Source organism: Pseudomonas sp. B34(2017) (assembly GCF_002112915.1).
GTDB classification, from domain to species: Bacteria; Pseudomonadota; Gammaproteobacteria; order Pseudomonadales; family Pseudomonadaceae; genus Aquipseudomonas; species Aquipseudomonas pharyngis.
On the sequence record NZ_NEJA01000001.1, the window covers coordinates 310443 to 331511 of the forward strand.

Annotated in this window: 23 protein-coding genes; 12 read left to right on the forward strand and 11 right to left on the reverse strand. The window is 62.1% G+C overall.

Annotated elements, in window-relative coordinates; translation table 11 throughout:
* Positions 1 to 72 precede the first annotated feature (72 nt).
* From CAF80_RS01475 to CAF80_RS01505, 7 genes are all read right to left on the reverse strand, one after another.
* Entirely contained in the window at positions 73 to 1491 is a 1419-nt protein-coding gene (locus CAF80_RS01475; protein WP_039765508.1) for an amino acid permease, read from the reverse strand.
* Positions 1492 to 2340: 849 nt separating this feature from the next.
* The gene (gene rluB / locus CAF80_RS01480; protein WP_007958356.1) at positions 2341 to 3558 is read right to left on the reverse strand and encodes a 23S rRNA pseudouridine(2605) synthase RluB; all 1218 of its coding nucleotides are present in this window, start codon (positions 3556 to 3558) and stop codon (positions 2341 to 2343) included.
* A 154-nt stretch (positions 3559 to 3712) separates the two neighbouring features.
* Positions 3713 to 3904, reverse strand: coding sequence for a DUF1289 domain-containing protein (locus tag CAF80_RS01485; protein WP_007958358.1), 192 nt, complete (start codon positions 3902 to 3904; stop codon positions 3713 to 3715).
* A gap of 2 nt (positions 3905 to 3906) precedes the next feature.
* The gene (gene scpB / locus CAF80_RS01490; protein ID WP_085666724.1) at positions 3907 to 4926 is read right to left on the reverse strand and encodes an SMC-Scp complex subunit ScpB; all 1020 of its coding nucleotides are present in this window, start codon (positions 4924 to 4926) and stop codon (positions 3907 to 3909) included.
* Between the two features lie 11 nt (positions 4927 to 4937).
* A complete protein-coding gene (locus CAF80_RS01495; RefSeq protein WP_170928268.1) occupies positions 4938 to 5636 on the reverse strand; it encodes a ScpA family protein in 699 nt (232 codons plus the stop codon).
* A 120-nt stretch (positions 5637 to 5756) separates the two neighbouring features.
* Positions 5757 to 6386 carry an L-threonylcarbamoyladenylate synthase gene (locus CAF80_RS01500; RefSeq protein ID WP_039765617.1) on the reverse strand — a complete coding sequence of 210 codons (630 nt, stop codon included), beginning with the start codon at positions 6384 to 6386 and terminating at the stop codon, positions 5757 to 5759.
* Between the two features lie 13 nt (positions 6387 to 6399).
* Positions 6400 to 7263: a PHP domain-containing protein gene (locus CAF80_RS01505; RefSeq protein ID WP_085666725.1), complete on the reverse strand. Its 864-nt coding sequence runs from the start codon at positions 7261 to 7263 to the stop codon at positions 6400 to 6402.
* Positions 7264 to 7350: 87 nt separating this feature from the next.
* Here CAF80_RS01505 and CAF80_RS01510 point away from each other — a divergent pair, with 87 nt between their 5' ends.
* The 6 genes from CAF80_RS01510 to CAF80_RS01535 all read left to right on the forward strand — a co-directional run bounded on the left by CAF80_RS01510 (position 7351) and on the right by CAF80_RS01535 (position 11459).
* Complete coding sequence (locus tag CAF80_RS01510) at positions 7351 to 7947, forward strand: septation protein A (protein ID WP_011333003.1); 597 nt, start codon at positions 7351 to 7353, stop codon at positions 7945 to 7947.
* Between the two features lies 1 nt (position 7948).
* Entirely contained in the window at positions 7949 to 8248 is a 300-nt protein-coding gene (locus tag CAF80_RS01515) for a YciI family protein (RefSeq protein WP_039765503.1), read from the forward strand.
* A 121-nt stretch (positions 8249 to 8369) separates the two neighbouring features.
* Positions 8370 to 8780 carry a translation initiation factor 2 gene (locus tag CAF80_RS01520; RefSeq protein ID WP_039765500.1) on the forward strand — a complete coding sequence of 137 codons (411 nt, stop codon included), beginning with the start codon at positions 8370 to 8372 and terminating at the stop codon, positions 8778 to 8780.
* A gap of 7 nt (positions 8781 to 8787) precedes the next feature.
* Complete coding sequence (locus tag CAF80_RS01525; protein WP_007958370.1) at positions 8788 to 9465, forward strand: response regulator transcription factor; 678 nt, start codon at positions 8788 to 8790, stop codon at positions 9463 to 9465.
* A gap of 136 nt (positions 9466 to 9601) precedes the next feature.
* Positions 9602 to 10051: a Spy/CpxP family protein refolding chaperone gene (locus tag CAF80_RS01530; RefSeq protein ID WP_007958371.1), complete on the forward strand. Its 450-nt coding sequence runs from the start codon at positions 9602 to 9604 to the stop codon at positions 10049 to 10051.
* Positions 10052 to 10118: 67 nt separating this feature from the next.
* Positions 10119 to 11459 carry a HAMP domain-containing sensor histidine kinase gene (locus CAF80_RS01535; RefSeq protein ID WP_074692287.1) on the forward strand — a complete coding sequence of 447 codons (1341 nt, stop codon included), beginning with the start codon at positions 10119 to 10121 and terminating at the stop codon, positions 11457 to 11459.
* Between the two features lie 107 nt (positions 11460 to 11566).
* On the opposite strand, the gene CAF80_RS01540 is transcribed toward CAF80_RS01535, so the two are convergent.
* On the reverse strand, positions 11567 to 12133 hold the full coding sequence (locus tag CAF80_RS01540; protein WP_085666726.1) for a nitroreductase family protein: 567 nt from the start codon (positions 12131 to 12133) through the stop codon (positions 11567 to 11569).
* 121 nt (positions 12134 to 12254) lie between these two features.
* Between CAF80_RS01540 and CAF80_RS01545 the strand changes: the two genes are divergently transcribed.
* The gene (locus CAF80_RS01545; RefSeq protein WP_085666727.1) at positions 12255 to 13709 is read left to right on the forward strand and encodes a TrkH family potassium uptake protein; all 1455 of its coding nucleotides are present in this window, start codon (positions 12255 to 12257) and stop codon (positions 13707 to 13709) included.
* Here the strand turns inward: CAF80_RS01545 and CAF80_RS01550 are convergent.
* Entirely contained in the window at positions 13666 to 14727 is a 1062-nt protein-coding gene (locus CAF80_RS01550; protein WP_202949245.1) for an AraC family transcriptional regulator, read from the reverse strand. The two genes, CAF80_RS01545 and CAF80_RS01550, sit on opposite strands and share 44 nt — an antisense overlap.
* Positions 14728 to 14894: 167 nt before the next feature.
* On the opposite strand from CAF80_RS01550, the gene CAF80_RS01555 reads away from it, so the two are divergent.
* Positions 14895 to 15206 carry a DUF962 domain-containing protein gene (locus tag CAF80_RS01555; RefSeq protein ID WP_041475173.1) on the forward strand — a complete coding sequence of 104 codons (312 nt, stop codon included), beginning with the start codon at positions 14895 to 14897 and terminating at the stop codon, positions 15204 to 15206.
* Between the two features lie 24 nt (positions 15207 to 15230).
* A complete protein-coding gene (locus CAF80_RS01560; RefSeq protein WP_039765489.1) occupies positions 15231 to 15821 on the forward strand; it encodes an HD domain-containing protein in 591 nt (196 codons plus the stop codon).
* Between the two features lie 14 nt (positions 15822 to 15835).
* Here the strand turns inward: CAF80_RS01560 and CAF80_RS01565 are convergent, their stop codons facing one another.
* A complete protein-coding gene (locus CAF80_RS01565) occupies positions 15836 to 16651 on the reverse strand; it encodes a UDP-2,3-diacylglucosamine diphosphatase (protein WP_039765488.1) in 816 nt (271 codons plus the stop codon).
* A 132-nt stretch (positions 16652 to 16783) separates the two neighbouring features.
* Here CAF80_RS01565 and CAF80_RS01570 point away from each other — a divergent pair, with 132 nt between their 5' ends.
* Together CAF80_RS01570 and CAF80_RS01575 are read left to right on the forward strand one after the other, a co-directional pair.
* Positions 16784 to 17548, forward strand: a complete 765-nt coding sequence (locus tag CAF80_RS01570) for an AraC family transcriptional regulator (RefSeq protein WP_039765486.1) — start codon at positions 16784 to 16786, stop codon at positions 17546 to 17548.
* Positions 17549 to 17620: 72 nt separating this feature from the next.
* A complete protein-coding gene (locus CAF80_RS01575) occupies positions 17621 to 18514 on the forward strand; it encodes a DMT family transporter (protein ID WP_085666728.1) in 894 nt (297 codons plus the stop codon).
* Here the strand turns inward: CAF80_RS01575 and CAF80_RS01580 are convergent.
* The gene (locus tag CAF80_RS01580; RefSeq protein WP_039765482.1) at positions 18508 to 18795 is read right to left on the reverse strand and encodes a SelT/SelW/SelH family protein; all 288 of its coding nucleotides are present in this window, start codon (positions 18793 to 18795) and stop codon (positions 18508 to 18510) included. The genes CAF80_RS01575 and CAF80_RS01580 overlap by 7 nt on opposite strands.
* A gap of 71 nt (positions 18796 to 18866) precedes the next feature.
* On the opposite strand from CAF80_RS01580, the gene CAF80_RS01585 reads away from it, so the two are divergent.
* Positions 18867 to 21068 carry a patatin-like phospholipase family protein gene (locus CAF80_RS01585; protein WP_085666729.1) on the forward strand — a complete coding sequence of 734 codons (2202 nt, stop codon included), beginning with the start codon at positions 18867 to 18869 and terminating at the stop codon, positions 21066 to 21068.
* Position 21069: the final 1 nt, after the last annotated feature.

Sequence of the window (21069 nt, forward strand, 5' to 3'; positions counted from 1 at the left end):
AGAACCCGCAGGATACCGCGAAAGCACAAAAAACCCGGCACTTGGCCGGGTTTGTTGTTTTTGCAACGACGCTTACTTGGCTGCGCTCGCTGCGTGCAGTGCCTGTTGCGCACCACGCTTGTTCTTGATCACGTAGCAGACCCACATGAACACGACCCACACCGGAATCGCGTACACCGAGATCTGAATGCCCGGGATCAGCAGCATCACGCCGAGGATGAACAGGACGAACGCCAGGCAGATGTAGTTGCCGTACGGGTACCACAGCGCCTTGAACAGCGGCTTCTGGTGGGTCTTGTTCATGTGCTGGCGGAACTTGAAGTGCGAGAAGCTGATCATCGCCCAGTTGATCACCAGCGTCGCAACCACCAGCGACATCAGCAGTTCCAGCGCATGTTGCGGGATCAGGTAGTTGAGCAGCACCGCCACCAGGGTCACGGCTGCCGACGCCAGGATCGAACGTACCGGTACGCCGCGCTTGTCGATCTTCGCCAGCGCTTTCGGCGCGTCGCCCTGCTCGGCCATGCCCAGCAGCATGCGGCTGTTGCAATAGGTGCCGCTGTTGTACACCGACAATGCCGCGGTCAGAACCACGAAGTTGAGGATGTGCGCAGCGGTGTTGCTGCCAAGCATCGAGAACACCTGCACGAACGGGCTGCCGCTGTAGGAATCGCCGGAAGCGTTGAGGGTTTCCAGCAGGCTGTCCCACGGAGTCAGCGACAACAGGATCACCAGTGCGCCGATGTAGAAAATCAGGATCCGGTAGATCACCTGGTTGATCGCTTTCGGGATCACGGTTTTCGGCTTGTCGGCTTCGGCTGCGGTGAAACCGAGCATTTCCAGACCGCCGAAGGAAAACATGATGATCGCCATGGCCATCACCAGGCCGCTGACGCCGTTCGGGAAGAAACCACCGTGGGACCACAGGTTGCTCACGGCCGCCTGCTCACCGCCATGGCCGCTGACCAGCAGGTAGCTGCCCAGGGCGATCATGCCGACGATCGCCACGACCTTGATGATCGCGAACCAGAATTCGGCTTCACCGAAGACTTTGACGTTGGCCAGGTTGATCGCGTTGATCAGCACAAAGAACGCCGCGGCAGTGACCCAGCTCGGGATCTCCGGCGCCCAGTAGTGGATGTATTTGCCGACCGCGGTCAGCTCCGACATGCCCACCAGGATGTACAGGATCCAGCAGTTCCAGCCCGACAGGAAGCCGGCGAAACCGCCCCAGTATTTGTGCGCAAAGTGACTGAAGGAACCGGCCACCGGCTCTTCGACGATCATTTCGCCGAGCTGGCGCATGATCATGAAGGCGATGAAGCCGCAGATGGCATAGCCGAGGATCATCGACGGACCGGCGGATTTCAGCACCCCGGCCGAGCCGAGGAACAGTCCGGTACCGATCGCGCCACCGAGGGCGATCAGTTGAATATGGCGATTTTTCAGGCCGCGTTTCAGCTCGCCTGATTGCGAGTTTTGTCCACTCATGAAAAAGGTCTCACGCAAGGTTTGATGATGTTCAGTAGACGTTGCTGCAAGGTTGCGATTTCAGCCAACCTTGATCAAACCCCAGCGCAGGCACCAGGAATTCAGCTTTTTTACAACGGTCATGCGTCACCTGTTTGTTTTTATCTGTGACGAAATCGAACCCGACACGCTTGTGACGCGGCGGAGTGAACAAGGCGGATAAACCTTGAGGTTTGCGCGATTACGCAGAGGGTCACAGTTAAAACGCGGCGCATTGTACACCGCTAACCCCCTGCTGCCAGACCTCGCCGGATCAGCGTGTCGGTTGCCGGGATTGCATGTGTCCACCCCGGGAAGCCCGGGCGGCTGCAAAATTTGAGTCAGGCCTTTGCAGGCCATCGGCGTGGACGATGGAAGATTCGCCCCACGTGGAGAAGTGAAAATGGATAACGGCGTTCATTGCGCCTCCTTCTTGTTATGCACCTGCACGACAGGCATGGAGCGCATCTCACCCTCCAAACGACGCTGAAACAAGCACGCCAGAGGGCTGCGCAAGGCCCGGCGGGCGTGGCTGCGGCAGATTTTCCTTACACCCAGGCAAAGCCACCCGATTCATGGGACGGCGAGGGCTTTTTCGTAAACATCCACTGACAGCGCGTAACGTAAAGTTTCCACTCCAGACCCCTCGAAGAGGCGTCCGGTGATTGACGTTAGCTGGCTAACTATTTGAAAGGCGTTAAGTTTTTTGTTTAAAAAAAAGAAAAACACGCCCGAAAAAAAGAAATAAAAAGTCCAAAAAAAAACGCCAACCCTGAGGTTGGCGTTTTCTGTTTTCAGCTTGAAGCTTGCCGCTCGAAGCTTACAACCGCGTTATTCCGGCTTCTTGCGACCGAAACCCGGACGCTGACCGGAACCGGCCGGTGCGCCACGGCGCTTGCCCGACGGTTTGTCATCGTCAGCCAGCTTGATGCCTGGACGCTTCGGCGATGGCTTGGACGGACGCTTGGTGTCGACTGGACGATCCGCCACCGGCGTACCGCGACCTTCGCCACGCTCGGTACGGCCATTGGCCGGACGCGGAGTGCGTGGACCGCGCTCGCCATCCGGACGCGCTGCCGGTTTGCGACCTGGACGCTCGCCTTCGATCTGCGGCTCGCGAACCGGACGCGGACCGGCGCCAATCGGCGCACCGTTGGCCGGACGCAGGGTACGCACGCGCTCGGTACGGGCCATCGGACGCGACGACTTGCGTTGCATGCGGTCGAGCTTGTCTTTGCTCTTGGCATTCAGTTGCGGCATGGCCACCGGGGTCAGGCCGACTTCGGCGCTCAGTACGTCGACTTCGTACTGGCTCATTTCGCGCCAGCGGCCCATCGGCAGGTCGGAGTTGAGGAACACCGGACCGAAACGCACGCGCTTCAGACGGCTGACCACCAGGCCTTGGGATTCCCACAGGCGACGTACTTCACGGTTACGACCTTCCATCACCACGCAGTGATACCAGTGGTTGAAGCCTTCGCCGCCCGGTGCCTGTTGGATATCGGTGAACCGCGCCGGGCCGTCTTCCAGCACCACGCCGGCCTTCAGGCGCTCGATCATTTCGTCATCGACTTCGCCGCGTACACGCACCGCGTACTCGCGGTCCATCTCATAGGACGGGTGCATCAGGCGGTTGGCCAGTTCACCGTCGGTGGTGAACATCAGCAGACCGGTGGTGTTGATGTCGAGACGACCGATGTTGATCCAGCGGCCTTCTTTCGGACGCGGCAGCTTGTCGAACACGGTCGGACGGCCTTCCGGGTCGTCACGGGTGCAGATCTCGCCATCGGGCTTGTTGTACATGATCACGCGGCGAACCGACTCGGCGGCTTCTTCACGCTTGATGACCTTGCCATCAATGGTGATGGCGTCGTGCATGTCGACACGCAGGCCCAGGGTGGCGTCTTTGCCATTGACCTTGATCCGGCCGGCAGCGATCCAGGATTCGACGTCACGGCGCGAGCCGACGCCGATACGGGCGAGGACTTTCTGCAGCTTTTCGCCTGCTGGGCCGATTTCCTGGTCGTCTTTCTGATTGATGTCACTCATCTGGGCACCTCCCGGTGTGGTCTGTTCAGCGGCGCTGAATTGAGCCGCTGAAGCGTTGAAATCTGGGTTTTCGGGCGAAGGGATCGCCGAAGGGTCGCGAATCATACGCGGATGTGGCCGCGCGCGCATCAGAGACTAGTCGATCAGGCCAAGGTTATTTCTTTTTCCGCCGACCGGTGGCCCCGAGCTTGATCAGACGCAGCGCGGCTTCGGCCAGTACGGTGCGCTTGTCGTCCTTGTCGAGTTTCTTCCAGGCCCGGATCTCGCGCTTGCTGCGGCCGCAGCCGAGGCAGATGTCGTCGCTGAACTTGCAGACGCTGATGCACGGGTCCTTGGTCGAGCTCATGCTCAATCCTCGAACTCGCGGCGTTCGGCTTCAATGGCTTCGGCCAGGGCGCGGGCTTCGGCTTCTTCTTCGCTCAGCTCTTCCTCGGCGGCGGGTTCCGGGGCGGGCTGTTCAAGCCGGGCGACGGCGGCCAGCAGTTTTTCCCGGGCTTCGGCCACGCCGAGCACATCGTCTTCCTGCTCAGGTTCGTGCTCGAATTCAGGTTCATGCTCAAATTCAGGCTCGAATTCAGGTTCTGGCTCACCCTCGTGCGGCGGCTCGAGCGGATCGGACTCAACCCCGGTCGGCATCGATTCGCCGTCCAACCCGTCACGCAGCAAGTCGTCGAAGTCGGTCTTGATCCCCTCCTCCATGCTGTCCAGTTCCAGCAGCAGGGTGTGGAAACTGGTTTCTTCCTTCGGCTCTTCCGGCTCGGCACTGGCGTCGGCCAGTTCCTGCAAGCCCGGTGGCACCGGAGCGTCGTCGAAGTCGAGCACCGGTTCCGCCTCGATCTCGCGCAGCTCGGCCAGCGGCGGCAGGTCGTCGAGGTTCTTCAGGTTGAAGTGGTCGAGAAACGCCTTGGTGGTGGCGAACATCGCCGGTTTGCCCGGCACGTCGCGGTAACCGACGATGCGAATCCACTCGCGCTCGATCAGCGTCTTGACGATGTTGGTGTTGACCGCCACGCCCCGCACGTCCTCGATTTCGCCCCGGGTGATCGGCTGGCGATAGGCGATCAGCGCCATGGTTTCCAGCAGCGCGCGGGAATAGCGCTGCGGACGCTCCTCCCACAAGCGACCGACCCACGGTGCGAACTTTTCACGGATTTGCAGGCGATAACCGGAGGCGACTTCCTTGAGCTCGAACGCCCGGCCCTCGCAGGATTTGCCGAGCAGGGTCAGGGCTTTCTTGAAAACCGGCGGTTCCGGGCGCTCGCCTTCCTCGAACAGTTCATACAGGCGCTCAAGAGATTGCGGCTTTCCCGAGGCCAACAGAAAGGCTTCAAGCAGGGACGCCAGCTCGCGGGGTTCAGTCAGGTTCATATCGGGACTCGTTATTCGGCTCGGGCTCGCACGTGGATCGCGGCGAACGGCTCATTCTGCACCAGCTCGATCAGGGATTCCTTGACCAGTTCAAGGATGGCCATGAAGGTCACCACCACCCCGAGCTTGCCCTCTTCGGCGGTGAACAGCTCGATGAACGGCACAAACCCGCCGCCCTTGAGCCGCTCCAGCACGTCGCTCATGCGCTCGCGGGTGGACAGTGCCTCGCGGCTGACCTGATGGCTTTCGAACATGTCGCCGCGGCGCAGCACTTCGGCCATGGACATCAGGATTTCTTCCAGCGCCACGTCCGGCAACAGCTTGCGCGCGCGAGCTTCCGGGGCGTCGAGCTTGGGCACGATCACGTCGCGACCGACCCGGCTCAGGCCATCGATGCCTTCGGCGGCAGCCTTGAACCGTTCGTACTCCTGCAGGCGACGGATCAGTTCGGCGCGCGGGTCGTCCTCTTCGTCCTCGACGGTTTCGGCCCGGGGCAGCAGCATCCGTGACTTGATCTCGGCCAGCATCGCGGCCATTACCAGGTACTCGGCGGCCAGTTCCAGGCGCACCGACTGCATCAGCTCGACATAGCCCATGTACTGGCGGGTAATTTCCGCCACGGGGATGTCGAGGATGTTGATGTTCTGTTTGCGGATCAGGTACAGCAACAGGTCGAGCGGGCCTTCGAAGGCTTCGAGGAAGACTTCCAGCGCATCCGGCGGGATGTACAGGTCCAGCGGCATTTCCGTGACGGCCTGGCCGTAGACCATGGCAAACGGCAGTTCCTGCTGGGCACCGGCCTGGGGATCAACGGTTTCCACTGCAGACATTCAGGCCTCGACCATGAATGGAGCGGGATCGCCGCAACCGACGCGGGTCACTTCCGGATCGTCGCCCGTGAGGTCGATCACGGTGGAGGCCTTGATACCGCCGGAACCGCCGTCGATGATCAGGTCCACCTGATGCTCGAGCAACTGGCGCATTTCGTACGGGTCGCTCAACGGGTCTTCATCGCCCGGCATGATCAGGGTCACGCTCATCAACGGCTCGTCCAGTTCGGCCAGCAGCGCCAGCGCGATCGGATGGCTCGGCACCCGCAGACCGATGGTGCGCTTCTTCGGATGCAGCAACAGCCGCGGCACTTCGCGGGTGGCGTTGAGAATGAAGGTGTACGGCCCCGGCAGGTGGGCTTTGAGGATTCGAAACGTCCCGGTGTCGATCTTGGCGTAATTGCCCAGTTGCGACAGGTCGCTGCAGATCAGTGCGAAGTTGTGTTTCTCGTCGAGCTGACGCAGGCGTCGAACGCGCTCGATGGCGTTCTTGTCGCCGATCTGGCAGCCGATTGCGTAGGAAGAGTCCGTGGGATAGACCACCACTCCGCCCTTGCGGATGATCTCGACCGCCTGTTTGATCAGGCGCGCTTGCGGGTTTTCCGGATGAATCTGGAAAAATTGACTCACATTCTCTACCTGTTCAGACGGCGGCAATAACTGGGTCATGTTTGAACCGACCCCACAGGGGTGGAAGGTCCTCCGGCACCGGCCGGTACTGGCCGATCTCGGACCAGCCACCAGGGCCATGGAAATCACTGCCGGCACTGACCAGCAGACCGAACTCACGGGCAAGAATCGCCAGGCTGCCCACCTGTTCCGCAGGCTGATGGCCATTGACCACTTCGATCGCATGCCCGCCCGCTTGAATATAGTCGGCAATCAGCTTTCGGCGCTTGCTGCGGGTGAAATCGTAGTGCCACGGATGCGCCAGGCTGACCCAGGCGCCGGCGGCGCGCAACGTGCCGACGGTGTCTTCCAGGGTCGGCCAGTGCTGCTTGACGTCCCCCAGCTTGCCGGCGCCGAGCCATTTGCGAAACGCCTCGGCGCGATCCTTTACAAAACCTTCACGCACCATCCAGTCGGCGAAATGCGGGCGGGCCGGCGCGTTGCCGCTGTCGCCCAGTTCCTGCTGGATCTGCCGCGCACCGTCGAGCGCATTCGGCATGCCCTTGAGGGCGAGCTTGCGGCTTATTTCTTCAGACCGCAGCCAACGGCCGTCGTGCAACTGCGCAATCGCCTCGATCAACGGCGCGGCATTGACGTCAAAACCGTAGCCGAGCACGTGAATGGTCGCCCCGCCCCAGGTGCAGGACAATTCGACGCCGTTGACCAGTTGCATGCCCAGCCCCTCGGCGGCCGTGCGCGCTTCGTCGAGGCCTTCGAGGGTGTCGTGATCGGTCAGGGCCAGGACTCGCACGCCGTTCTCGAACGCACGCGCAACCAGTGCCGCAGGCGCCAGGGCGCCATCGGAGGCCGTGCTGTGGCAGTGCAAATCAACGTTCACGGGGATGTGTTACCTCAAATCAGCTGGCGCTATCGCGCGCCCATATGTTTGTTATTATGCCGCCACATCCAGCTTCTGGCTCTCACTGTGAAACAATTCATCGATTTCATCCCGCTTCTGCTGTTCTTCATCGTCTACAAACTCGATCCACGCACCGTCGACGTTGCCGGCCATGAACTGACGGTAGGCGGCATTTACAGTGCCACCGCCATGCTGATCATCAGCTCCCTGGTGGTGTACGGCGCGCTCTTCATCAAGCAGCGCAAGCTGGAGAAGAGCCAGTGGCTGACCCTGATCGCCTGCCTGGTGTTCGGCAGCCTGACCCTGGCCTTTCACAGCGAAACCTTCCTGAAATGGAAAGCCCCGGTGGTCAACTGGCTGTTCGCCCTGGCCTTCATCGGCAGCCATTTCATCGGTGACCGCCTGCTGATCAAGCGCATCATGGGCCACGCGTTGACTCTGCCGGATCCGGTCTGGACCCGCCTTAACATCGCCTGGATCGCCTTTTTCCTGTTCTGCGGGGCCGCCAACCTGTTCGTCGCCTTTACCTTCCAGAGCATCTGGGTGGACTTCAAGGTGTTCGGCAGCCTGGGCATGACCGTGCTGTTCCTGGTCGGTCAGGGCATCTACCTGTCCCGTCACCTGCACGACGCCGATACCACAACGCCAAAAACCGAGGACTGACATGCTCTACGCCATCATTGCCACCGACGTCGCCAACTCCCTGGAAGCCCGCCTCGCTGCGCGCCCGGCACACCTTGAACGCCTGCAAGTGCTCAAGGGCGAAGGCCGCATCGTGCTGGCCGGCCCGCACCCGGCGGTCGACAGCAATGATCCGGGCGCAGCAGGTTTCAGCGGCAGCCTGATCGTCGCCGAATTCGACTCCCTGAGCGCGGCGCAAGCCTGGGCCGATGCCGACCCGTACGTCGCCGCCGGCGTCTACGCCAATGTTGTCGTGAAGCCGTTCAAGCAAGTCCTGCCGTAACCTCCCCCGCAAAAGCCCTCAGCGCGATGAACCTTGTCGGTTCATCGCGTTCTCAATCGCTCATTATTCTCGTTTGCCGGCCGACAACCTGCCCAATATCCATTTGGAAACAGGAGTCGCGATGCGCAAGGGTCCGTTGTGTCTGATGTTGGTCACGTTGTCGATCATGGCGCCCGCCCATGGTGAAGAAAGCACCGAAGGCAACAGCTCCACGCCGCTTTCATTGAGCGCCGGCAGCCAGATCACCGAGTTGCAGCAGCGCCTGAAGGCCAGCGAGCAGCAACGGGAAGAACTGAGCAAACAACTGCAAAATGCCGACAACACCCGCGAAAGCGCCCAGCTCGCCCGGTTGCGCCAGGAGAACCAGCGTCTGAAGCTGCAACTCAAGGAAGCCCAGGCCAGCCCGCTGCCGCGCCTGCTGACCGAACAGCAGCAATGGTTCGTCACCGGGGCCGGGGTAGCGCTATTGGCGCTGCTCTGCGGTATCTTTGCCAGTGGAGCAAGCCGAAAACGTCGGCAATGGCTAAATTGAGTGAGTCATGAGCGAGCTGTTACTGATTGATGATGACCAGGAGTTGTGTGAACTCCTGAGTAGCTGGCTGAGCCAGGAAGGCTTTCAGGTCCGGGCCTGCCACGATGGTCAGAGCGCCCGCAAGGCGCTGGCCGAAACCGCGCCGGCGGCCGTGGTGCTGGATGTGATGCTGCCCGACGGCAGCGGTCTGGAACTGCTCAAGCAACTGCGCAGCGATCACGCCGACCTGCCGGTGCTGATGCTTTCGGCCCGGGGCGAGCCGCTGGACCGGATTCTCGGCCTGGAACTGGGCGCCGACGATTACCTGGCCAAACCCTGTGATCCGCGCGAACTGACCGCCCGCCTGCGCGCCGTGCTGCGCCGCAGTCATCCGGCCGCCGTGTCGACCCAGCTCGAGCTGGGCGACCTGAGCTTCAGCCCGGTGCGCGGCGTGGTCAGCATCGACGAAAAGGAATTCACCCTCACCGTCTCCGAAAGCCGCCTGCTCGAAGCCCTGCTCAAGCAACCGGGCGAGCCGCTGGACAAACAGGAACTGGCGCAGATCGCCCTCGGCCGCAAGCTGACGCTGTACGACCGCAGCCTGGACATGCACGTCAGCAACCTGCGCAAAAAGATCGGCCCGCACCCCGACGGCCGCCCGCGCATCGTTGCCCTGCGCAGCCGTGGCTACTACTACAGCCTCTGATCGTCTGTCAGTTTTGTCAGGTCGGCGCGAAAGCGTGTTTACCCAAGCTTTACACAGCGCTGACCGCCGCTGACCTTGATCTCCGTAATCTGTACTCATCCGGAACGTACCGGGAACGAGACAAAGGAGATTCACCATGCGCAAGACTCTTATCGCTCTGATGTTTGCCGCTGCCCTGCCGACCGTCGCCATGGCCATGCCACAGGATGGCGGTCCGATGGGTGGCCCGCTGGACGGCCCGCGCCATGGCGGTCAGATGCACGGCATGCACGGCAAAGGCCCGTACAGCCAGCTGGACCTGTCCCGCGAACAGCGCGAGCAGATCCGCAAGATCATGGGCGAGCAGATGCACGAGCGTAAGCAGACGGTCGAAAAATACCTGGAGAAACTCTCGCCAGCCGACCAGAAAGCCATGAAAGACGAGATGGCGGCCAACCACAAGAAGGCCGAGTCCGATGTCCGCGCCGTGTTGAAACCGGATCAACAGAAGAAATTCGACGAGATCCAGAAGAAACAGGCCGAACGTCGCGCCGAATGGGCCGAGTTCAAAGCCTGGAAAGCGCAACAGCCGCAAAAGGCGCAATAATGTTCTAGCGTCACGCCCCGACCCAACGGCTCACCGCCGTTGGGTTTTCTTTGTTTGAGGATTTTCTGTGCGTTCATTGTTCTGGCGTATTCTCGCCAGCTTCTGGCTGGCCATCGCTCTGGTTGCAGGGCTTTCCATTCTGCTGGGGCACATGCTCAACCAGGACGCGTGGATCCTCAGCCGCCATCCGGGCCTCAACACCCTGGCCGCCGAATGGACACAGACCTACGAAGCCCAGGGCGAAGACGCCGCCCAGGACATCCTCGAACAGCGCAAACGCCAGTACCACATCGACGTGCAAGTGCTGAACGAAAGCGGCGACCCGGTGGTGCGCGGCACCTTCCCTCGGCGCGCGGCGGCCTTCGAGGCGCGGCAGAACAACGATGACCGACGCCTGCCCTGGCGCCGTCTGACAGACGAATTCACCAGCGACAAAAGCGGTGACACCTACCTGTTCATCTACCGCATCCCACACCCGGAACTCGACGCCTGGCACCGCGAAAGCCTGCTCTGGCCGTTGAGTGCGCTGGGTATCGCGCTGGTGGTGCTGACCCTGTTCAGCCTGCTGGTGACGTTTTCCATCACCCGCCCGCTCAGTCGCCTTCGCGGCGCGGTGCATGACCTCGGCCAGACCACCTATCAACAGAACAGCCTGGCGCAACTGGCCAACCGTCGCGATGAATTCGGCGTGCTGGCCAACGACTTCAACCGCATGGGCGCCCGCCTGCAAAGCCTGATCGGCAGTCAGCGCCAATTGCTGCGCGACGTGTCCCACGAGTTGCGTTCACCGCTGGCACGGCTGCGCATCGCCTTGGCACTGGCGGAACGGGCGAGCCCCGAAGAACGGGAAAAACTCTGGCCGCGCCTGACCCGCGAGTGTGATCGGCTGGAAGCGTTGATCAGTGAAATCTTGGTGCTGGCGCGAGTCGATGCCGACAACGCCAGCGCCGAAGGGGTGGATTTGAATGCCCTGCTCGCCACCCTGCAAAAAGACGCTCAATTGGGTTCGCCAGAGCAGACCGTGCGTCTGGAGGCCGAGCCGGCACTTAATCTGATAGGCTGGCCGACCATGATCGAACGAGCCGTGGACAACCTGCTGCGCAATGCCCAGCGCTTCAACCCGGTCGGGCAGTCGATTGAAATGCAGGCGTCACGTCAGGGCGAGCGGATCGTGGTCAGCGTGCGTGACCACGGGCCGGGGGTGCAGGCTGAACATCTGAGCCAGTTGGGCGAACCGTTTTATCGGGCGCCGGGGCAGACTGCTGCGGGTCATGGCCTGGGACTGGCGATTGCCCGGCGGGCGGCGGAGCGGCATGGCGGGACGCTGGTGCTGGCCAATCACCCGCAGGGCGGATTTGTGGCGAGTCTTGAATTGCCTCTCGTACCGGGGGCAATTGTCCAACCGTGAAACCAATGTGGGAGCGAGCCTGCTCGCGATAGCTTTTTGTCAGTCAATGGTGATGTGACTGGCTGCCCCCTATCGCGAGCAGGCTCGGCCCCACATTTATTTAGTTGTCAGGCCTTTGCCGGCCAGGCGCTGACAAACTCCGCCAAATCAACCTTCTCCGCCACCCGCGGTTCTTTCTGCGGCGTGCCGAGGTACAGAAACGCAATCACCTCTTCGTCATCCGTCAGGCCCAAACCCTTGGCGACATGTTTCGAGTACGCCAGATCACCGGTGCGCCACACCGCGCCAATCCCCTGCGCGTAAGCCGCCAGCAGAATCCCGTGAGCCGCACAGCCTGCGGCCAGCAACTGCTCGGCCTTGGGGTATTTGACGTGATCCTGCAACTTGGCGATGACCACGACCACCAGCGGCGCCCGCAGCGGGCCGTTGCGAGCCTTGTCAATCATCGCTTCGGTGACTTCGCCTTCCTGCATCTGTGCAGCTTCGGCCAGCAACTCGCCCATCTGCTCACGCGCCGCGCCTTCGACGGTCAGGAAGCGATACGGCTGCAAATGGCCGTGATCCGGTGCGCGGGTCGCGGCGGCGAACAGCACTTCGCGCTGTGCGGCAGTGGGGGCCGGATCGATCAGTCGTGGAACGGAAACACGGTTGAGCAAAGCGTCGAGAGCCTGCATCGGCCACCTCCTGAAAAAAATGTCCGGCTATTCTAGCTGCAAGTGATCCAGACGCGTCGGTTTACATGCCTTGCACCGCAGGTAGAATGGCGCCCTTCCCACATCAGCCCGAGCGGACTTCATGGCGTTGCCGACCTTACGGATCATTGGTTTCATCATCGGCATCTTCCTGATCACCCTGGCCGTCGCCATGGTCGTGCCCATGGCCACCCTGGTGATTTTCGAGCGCACCGGCGATCTGCCGTCGTTCCTCTGGGCGAGCATGATCACCTTCGTCGCCGGCCTCGCGCTGGTCATTCCCGGTCGCCCGGAACACATTCACCTGCGCCCCCGGGACATGTACCTGCTGACCGTCAGCAGCTGGCTGGTGGTGTGCATTTTCGCCGCGCTGCCGTTTTTGCTGACCCAGCACATCAGCTACACCGACTCGTTTTTCGAAAGCATGTCCGGCATCACGGCCACCGGGTCGACCGTGCTCAACCACCTGGACGACATGTCCCCCGGCATCCTGATGTGGCGCTCGCTGCTGCACTGGATCGGCGGCATCGGCTTCATCGGCATGGCGGTGGCGATCCTGCCACTGCTGCGCATCGGTGGCATGCGGCTGTTCCAGACCGAATCCTCGGACCGCTCGGAAAAGGTCATGCCCCGCTCGCACATGGTGGCGCGGCTGATCGTGGCGGCGTACGTCGGCATCACGATTCTCGGCAGCCTGGCGTTCTGGTGGGCCGGGATGAGCCCGTTCGACGCGATCAACCACGCGATGTCGGCGATTTCCACCGGCGGGTTCTCGACCTCCGACCAGTCACTGGCCAAGTGGACGCAACCGGCGGTGCACTGGGTCGCGGTGGTGGTGATGATTCTCGGCAGCCTGCCGTTCACCCTGTACGTGGCGACACTGCGCGGCAACCGTCGGGCGCTGATCAAGGATCAACAGGTGCAGGGTTTGCTCGGGATGTTGCTGGTGACCTGGCTGGTGCTCGGCACCTGGTACTGGTGGACCACCAACCTGCATTGGCTGGACGCGCTGCGCCATGTCGCGCTGAACGTGACGTCGGTGGTCACTACCACGGGGTTTGCGTTGGGGGACTACAGCCTGTGGGGCAATTTCTCGCTGATGCTGTTCTTCTATCTGGGCTTCGTTGGTGGCTGTTCCGGTTCGACGGCGGGCGGGATCAAGATCTTCCGTTTCCAGGTCGCCTACATTTTGCTCAAGGCCAACCTTAACCAGCTGATTCACCCTCGCGCGGTGATCAAGCAGAAGTACAACGGTCATCGCCTCGACGAAGAGATCGTCCGGTCGATTCTGACGTTCTCGTTCTTCTTCGCGATCACCATTTGCGTGATCGCCCTGCTGCTGTCGCTGCTGGGCGTGGACTGGATGACGGCGTTGACCGGCGCCGCCAGCACCGTGTCGGGCGTCGGCCCCGGCCTGGGCGAGACCATCGGCCCGGCCGGCAACTTCGCCAGCCTGCCGGATGCGGCCAAGTGGATTCTGTCGTTCGGCATGCTACTCGGCCGACTGGAGATCATTACGGTGTTTGTACTGTGTATTCCGGCGTTCTGGCGTCACTGATCGCGTTCGGCGCTTCCAGCAGCCGCGCCCGGTAATCGCCGGGCGTGGTGTCGAACCAGCGGCGGAAGGCGCGGAAGAAATTGCTCGGATCGGCAAACCCCAACAAGTAGGCAATCTCCAGCAAGGTCATGCTCGGCTGCGCCAGATATTGCTCGGCGAGTTCGCGGCGAGTGTCGTCGAGCAACTGCTGAAAACTGGTGCCCTCCTCCTGCAAGCGTCGTTGCAAGGTGCGCTGGGACAAGTGAAGGGTCTGCGCAACCGTGTCGCGCTTCGGTTCGCCCTGCGGCAGCAGGCGGCACAGCACCTGGCGCGCCTTGTGGGTCACGCGGCTTTCGGAAAACCGCGCCAGATATTCCCCGGCAAACCGGTCATGCAGCAACGCCATCGCCTCGTTGGCTGTGGGCAGTGGCGCTTCCATGTCGGCCCGTTCGAAGATCAGCGCGTCATACGGCGCGTTGAACACCAGCGGTGCATGGAAGGCTTGTTTGTAGGGTTCGAGATCATCCGGTTCGTCGCCCTGCACCAGCACTTTGCGCGGGTGCAGCGTGCGCCCGGTCAGCCAGCCGCACAGCGCGAGTGCGCAGGCCAGCGAAGCTTCGGCACTTTGCCGGGTGGGCGGTAGATGATCGCCGTGCACCGTCAGAATCAGCGCATAACCTTCATCGAGCAGGCGAAAACTCAGATCGGCACTTTCGGCGATGATCCGCTGATAACGCACCAGACGCTGAAAACCTTCCGCCAGCGTATTACTGGACATCAGTGCATAGCCCGCGACATGGAACGAAGCCGGCCGCACCACCTTGCCCATGTTCAGGCCGATCGCCGGATTCCCGGACAGCTCGACCGCCCGTTGCCAGAGTCGGGTCATGGAATCCTGTGGGAAGCGCGCGTCCGGATCCTCCAGCGCCGCGTAGTCGAGCCCCAGCTGTCTGAACAGAACCCGGCAATCCAGGCCGTCCATTTCCAGTGCCTTGACAATCCCCATCGCCCAGCTTGCAGATGTCGTTCGTTCGCTCATGGCGTTTTTTCTTGGATGACATGGTGAGCCGCATACTACGGCCGATTTCCCAAGGATAGTAAAGTGGCGCCGATTGTCACTGGCCGACGCCATTGATCACTCTAGACTCAAATAAGCTACCCGCCGAACAACTTGCAATCAGAACAATAGCCACAGAGATCGCAGTCGTGGAAACCCTCAAGCCTTTCAACAGCTTCGCCGAGTTCTATCCGTATTACCTCAGCGAGCACAGCAACAGCACCTGCCGTCGCCTGCATTTCATCGGCACGACGCTGGTGATCTTCATTCTCGCCCTGACCATCGCCAAGGGCGCCTGGCTGCTTTTACTTGCGTTGCCGCTGGCGGGCTACAGCTTTGCCTGGGTCGGCCATTTCTTTTTCGAGAAAAACCGCCCGGCCACCTTCCAGCACCCGTTCTACAGCCTGCTCGGCGACTTCGTCATGTACCGCGACATGATCCTGGGCCGCGTGCCGTTCTAGAAATTCCGACCAAGAGGATTGCCGATGAATGCCAATGCCCGTTTCACCCACATGAAGGACGGCACACCGGACGACTGGGCGATCATTGCGGCGGATTTCAGCGCCTATGCCCGTCAGTTGCCGGGCCGGATCATGGCCCACCTGAAACTGCTAGAAGGCGATTTCGGCGGTTTCCCGGTGGATCGCCTGACCCACTCGCTGCAAACCGCGACCCGCGCCTTTCGCGACGGGCGCGACGAGGAATACGTGGTCTGCGCCCTGCTCCACGACATCGGCGACACCCTCGGTTCCTACAATCACCCGGACATTGCCGCCGCCATCCTCAAGCCGTTCGTCAGTGCCGAGAACCTGTGGATGGTGGAAAAGCACGGGATCTTCCAGGGCTACTACTTCTTCCATCACCTGGGCATGGATCGGCACCTGCGCGAGCAGTTCAGCGAGCACCCGCAGTTTCTGGCGACCGCGGAGTTCTGCGCCAAATACGACGCGGCGGCGTTCGACCCCGAGTACGACACCCTGCCGCTGAGCTTCTTCGAGCCGATGATGGAAAGGCTGTTTGCCCAGCCGAAGAACTCGATCTACAAGGCGGCGATGGAAGAGCACAGCCCGGCCTGAATCGATTTGAAAACTCAGACCAGCTCGGCAACCTTCGCCGCTTTCAACTCGGCCTCTCGCGCCTGCGCATCGGCCAGGCGATACAACTCGATCGTGCCGTCCCAGTGCTCGATCAGCGCCGTACACGACTCCACCCAATCGCCACAATTGAGGTAATCCACCTCGCCGACCTTGCGGATCTCGGCGTGGTGAATGTGTCCGCAGACCACCCCGTGCAACTCGCGCTTCACGCATTCGTGGGCGATGGCTTCCTCGAAATCGCTGATAAAGCTGACCGCCGTCTTCACCTTGTGCTTGAGATAGGCCGACAGCGACCAGTAGCCGTAACCGTATTTCGCCCGCCAGTGATTGAGCCAGCGGTTGAGGGTCAGGGTGAATTCGTAGGCCGAATCGCCGAGGAACGCGAGCCAGCGGTGGTAACGGGTGATCACGTCGAACTGGTCGCCGTGAATCACCAGCAGATGCCGGCCATCGGCGGTGACGTGGACTGCCTCGTCGACCAGCTGGATGTTGCCCAGAATCAGTTTCGAATAGCGGCGCAGGAATTCGTCGTGGTTGCCGGTGACGTAGATCACCTCGGTGCCACGCTTGCTCATGGTCAGCAAACGGCGAATCACGTTGGTGTGCGCCTGGGGCCAGTACATGCCGCCGCGCAGTTTCCAGCCGTCGATGATGTCACCGACCAGGTAGATCTTGTCGGCGTGGTAGCCCTTGAGAAATTGCGACAGATGCTCGGCCTGGCAATCCCGCGTGCCCAGGTGCACGTCGGAGATCCACAGGGTGCGAACCCGTTGTTTACGGCTGGGTCTGGCGAGCTCGGCGCTGGTCATGGGCAACCCTCTGCGATGTTTTCGCCACTGTGCGCGCGCCCGGTTAATCGACCATGACAGGTGTGCGTCAGTCGTGTGACAAACGCGTCGCCCCTGTGCCGGTGTAGACTGGCGGCTCGCCCGGAGACCGCCATGCAACCGATCCTGACCCTGCGCCATTACAGCCACGACCTGATCGCCCACAGCCACGACCACGCACAACTGGTGTTCGGCCTGTCCGGCGCGCTGGATTTTGAAGTCGAAGGGCACGGCAGCCAGGTCTTGCAGCAGAGCTTCGTGGTGATCCCCGCCGGCGCGCATCACGCGTGCGGCAGTCCCAAGGGCAGCCGTTGTCTGGTGCTGGATGTGCCGGACGCACAATGGCTGACGCGCTCGCTGGGCAATCACGCCGATGCCAGCCGCCGTCTGCTGGACAACGCCGCGCGGTTGTCGCTGGATGCCGGGCAAGGTCAACTGGTCAACTGGCTGGCGAACAGTCCGGTGGACGATCCGTTGATTGCGCAACAGGGCGCGGTGTTGCTGCTGGCGAGCCTGAACCACGTGCCACCCGCCGAGATCGTCGCGCGCCGCCTGCCCTACGCGGCACTCGACGCGCACATCGAGCAGTACGCGGCCTATCCGCTGCAAGTGGCGGATCTGGCGCGTGTCGCCGGATTGTCCAGCGCCCGGTTGCATGCGCGGTTCGTCGCCGAATGCGGGCAAACGCCTATGGACTACATTCGCACTCGCCGGCTGCACAAAGCCGTGGCGCTGTTGCGCAACACCACGCTGCCCGTCGGTGAAGTGGCCAGCCGGGTCGGCTACAACTCGCAAAGCGCGTTCTCGGCCGCCGTCCTGCGTGAGTTCGGTACGTCTCCTACACAATTGCGACGCGAGGCTGACGACAAAAGTCGATAGCCTGCCGACAGACTTTTGCGCCGTGACACGCTTCAATGTGTGCCTGTAATGGTGTTTGGAAAAAGGACTGCAATGACTCCCCGTACCGCCCTCGGCGCCCTGCATATCGGCGCACTGATGTTCGGCCTGACCGGCGTCTTCGGCAAACTCGCGGCCGCAACGCCCGCCGTCATCGTGTTCGGGCGCGCCGCGTTTGCCGTGCTGGCCCTGGCGTTTTTCGCCCGCTTCGCCCAACAGGGCGGCTGGCAGAAACTGCAGGCCGTCGACTGGCGGCGCCTGGCCCTGAGCGGCGTGCTGCTGGCCGGGCATTGGGTGAGTTTCTTCATTGCGGTCAAGGTCGCGGGCGTTGCCATCGCGACCCTGGGTTTCGCCAGTTTCCCGGCCTTCACGGTGATCCTCGAAGGGCTGATCTTTCGCGAGCGCATCCGCATCAATGAAATCGTGCTGGTGGTGCTGGTCAGTGTCGGACTGGTGCTGGTGACCCCCGCCTTCGATCTGGCCAGCGGCGCGACCACCGGCCTGCTCTGGGCGATCCTGTCCGGCCTGCTGTTTTCCCTGTTGTCCCTGACCAACCGAGCCAGCTCAGGACGCATCCCGGCGGTGCAGGCAGCGCTGTGTCAGAACGTGGTGGTGGCGTTGTGTCTGCTGCCGGTGGCGGCGCCGCAACTGAGCGAAGTACGGGCCATCGACTGGTTGTGGATCGGTCTGCTCGGGGTGTTCTGCACCGGCGTCGCCCACAGTCTGTTCGTCGCCAGTCTCGCGGTGATCAAGGCGCGCACCGCCGCAGTGGTGTTTGCCATGGAGCCGGTGTACGGGATTACCGTGGCGTGGTTGCTGTTCGATGAAGATCCGACCCTGCGCATGCTGATCGGCGGCGTGCTGATCATCGTTGCGATCGTGGTGTCGAGCCGGCTGTCAGGCAGCAGCGACAAGAAAACCGTCGCGGCCGAAGCCGCCTCTCACTGAGTACGGTCGTTGTGGCCGAGGTCGCGGTCAGGGTCGATCCGGTCGCGCACCCGCTGCTTGAGCACCTTGGCTTCGGGGAAACCGCCGTCGGCCTTGCGTTCCCAGATCTGCACGTCGTTGCAGGTGATGTGGAATATCCCGCCGGTGCCCGGCACCAGTGACACTTTGCCAAGATCGTCGCCGAAGGTGCTGAGCAGTTCTTGCGCCAGCCACGCGGCGCGCAACAGCCACTGGCATTGCGTGCAATAGGTGATGACGATTTCCGGTTTTGTGACGGTCATGATTGCTGAAACTCCTGAGCCAGAGGGCGCCGCTATAATAGCCGGCTTTATCGCTCGCCCCGAGAATCACGATGCGTCGTCTTCTGATCTGCCTGCTGCTTGGTTTCCTCCCCCTGTTCGCTGGTGTCAGCGTCCATGCCAGTGAGACCACACGCCCGAAAGTCGGACTGGTGCTATCCGGTGGCGCGGCCCGTGGCCTGGCGCACATCGGCGTGCTCAAGGCGCTGGAAGAACAAGGCATCAAGATCGATGCGATTGCCGGCACCAGCATGGGCGCGGTGGTCGGCGGGCTGTACGCCTCGGGCTACAAGATTGACGAGCTGGAAAAACTCGCCCTGACCATCGACTGGCAGCAGGCATTGTCCGACGCCCCGCCCCGCAAAGACGTACCGTTCCGGCGCAAGCAGGACGACCGCGATTTTCTGGTGAAACAGAAGCTGAGCTTTCGCGACGACGGCAGCCTCGGCCTGCCCTTGGGCGTGATCCAGGGCCAGAACCTCGCGCTGCTGCTCGAAAGCCTGCTGGCCCACACCAGCGACACCCGGGATTTCGACAAACTGCCGATCCCCTTCCGCGCCGTGACCACCGACATCGCCAACGGCGAAAAAGTGGTGTTCCGCAAGGGCCATCTGCCCCAGGTGATCCGCGCCAGCATGTCGATCCCGGCGGTATTCGCCCCGGTCGAACTCGACGGCCGATTGCTGGTGGATGGCGGCATGACCGACAACATTCCCCTCGATGTGGCGCGGGAAATGGGCGTCGACGTGGCCATCGTGGTCGACATCGGCACCCCACTGCGCAACCGCAAGCAACTGGTGACCGTGGTCGATGTGCTGAACCAGTCGATCACCCTGATGACCCGACGCAACTCCGAAGAGCAACTGGCGACCCTGCATCCCGACGACGTGCTGATCCAGCCGCCGCTGGCGAGTTTCGGTTCCACCGATTTCGGTCGCGGCCAGGAGATGATTGACGCCGGCTACCGCGCAACCCAGGCCCTGAACGTGCGCCTCGCGCGTCTCAAACCCGTGCAGTCGCAGGACGCCGAACTCAACGCTGCCCGCGCGCCGGGCCAGCGCACGCCGATCATCACTGCGATCAAGGTCGAGAACGACTCGAAAGTCGGCGATGACGTGATCCGCTATTACATCCGCCAGCATATCGGCGAACCGCTGGATCTGGGTCGCCTGCAAACCGACATGGGCACCCTGTACGGCCTCGATTATTTCGAGCAGGTGCAATACCGCGTGGTGCACAAGGGCGCGGATCACACGCTGGTGATCAGCGCGCGCGGCAAGCGCACCGGCACCGATTACCTGCGGGTCGGCCTCAGCCTGTCGGACGACATGCGCGGTGACAGCGCCTTCAACCTCGGCGCCAGTTACCGCATGAACGGCATCAACCGGCTCGGCGCGGAATGGCTGACCCGGGCACAGATCGGCGATAAACAAGAGTTATACAGCGAGTTCTATCAACCGCTGGACGTAGGCTCTCGCTACTTCGTGGCGCCTTATGCGTCGTTCGCCGCACAAAACGTCGACTCGGTGCTGGACAACGATCCGATCGCCCAGTATCGCGTCGAGCGCTACGGCTTCGGCCTGAATGTCGGCCGGCAGATCGGCAACAGCGGCGAAGTGCGTTTCGGCGTCGGCGAGGCTTGGGGCAAGGCCGATGTACGGATCGGCGATCAGGACCTGCCGAGCGAAAACTTCAACGAAGGGTTCTATGCGCTGAAGTACTCCTTCGACTCGCTGGACAACGTCTACTACCCCCACGAAGGCGAAGACATCGGCCTGACCCTGGTGCAGTTCGAGCCGAGCCTGGGTTCCGACACGCGCTACCGGCAGTGGGAATTCAAACTGGACAAGGCCATGAGCAGCGGCCCGGATACGCTGATCCTGGGCGGTCGTTACGGTCGAACGCTGGACGATGCCAACGTGGTGACCTCCAGTTTCCTGCTCGGCGGCGCCCGGCAACTGTCCGGTTTCCGCGAGGACGCCATCTCCGGGCAGAACGTCAGTCTGATGCGCGCGGTGTATTACCGCCGTCTCACCCCGCGCTCGTACCTGCCGCTGGACTTCCCGCTGTACGCCGGCGCCTCGCTGGAACGCGGCCGGGCGTGGAACAACGACAACGAGTTCGACAGTGGCTACATCAACGCCGCCAGCGTGTTCATCGGCTTCGATACGCCGCTGGGGCCGCTGAACTTCAGCTATGGACTGAACGATGCGGATGAGCAGGCGGTGTACCTGAACCTCGGGCAGACCTTCTGAC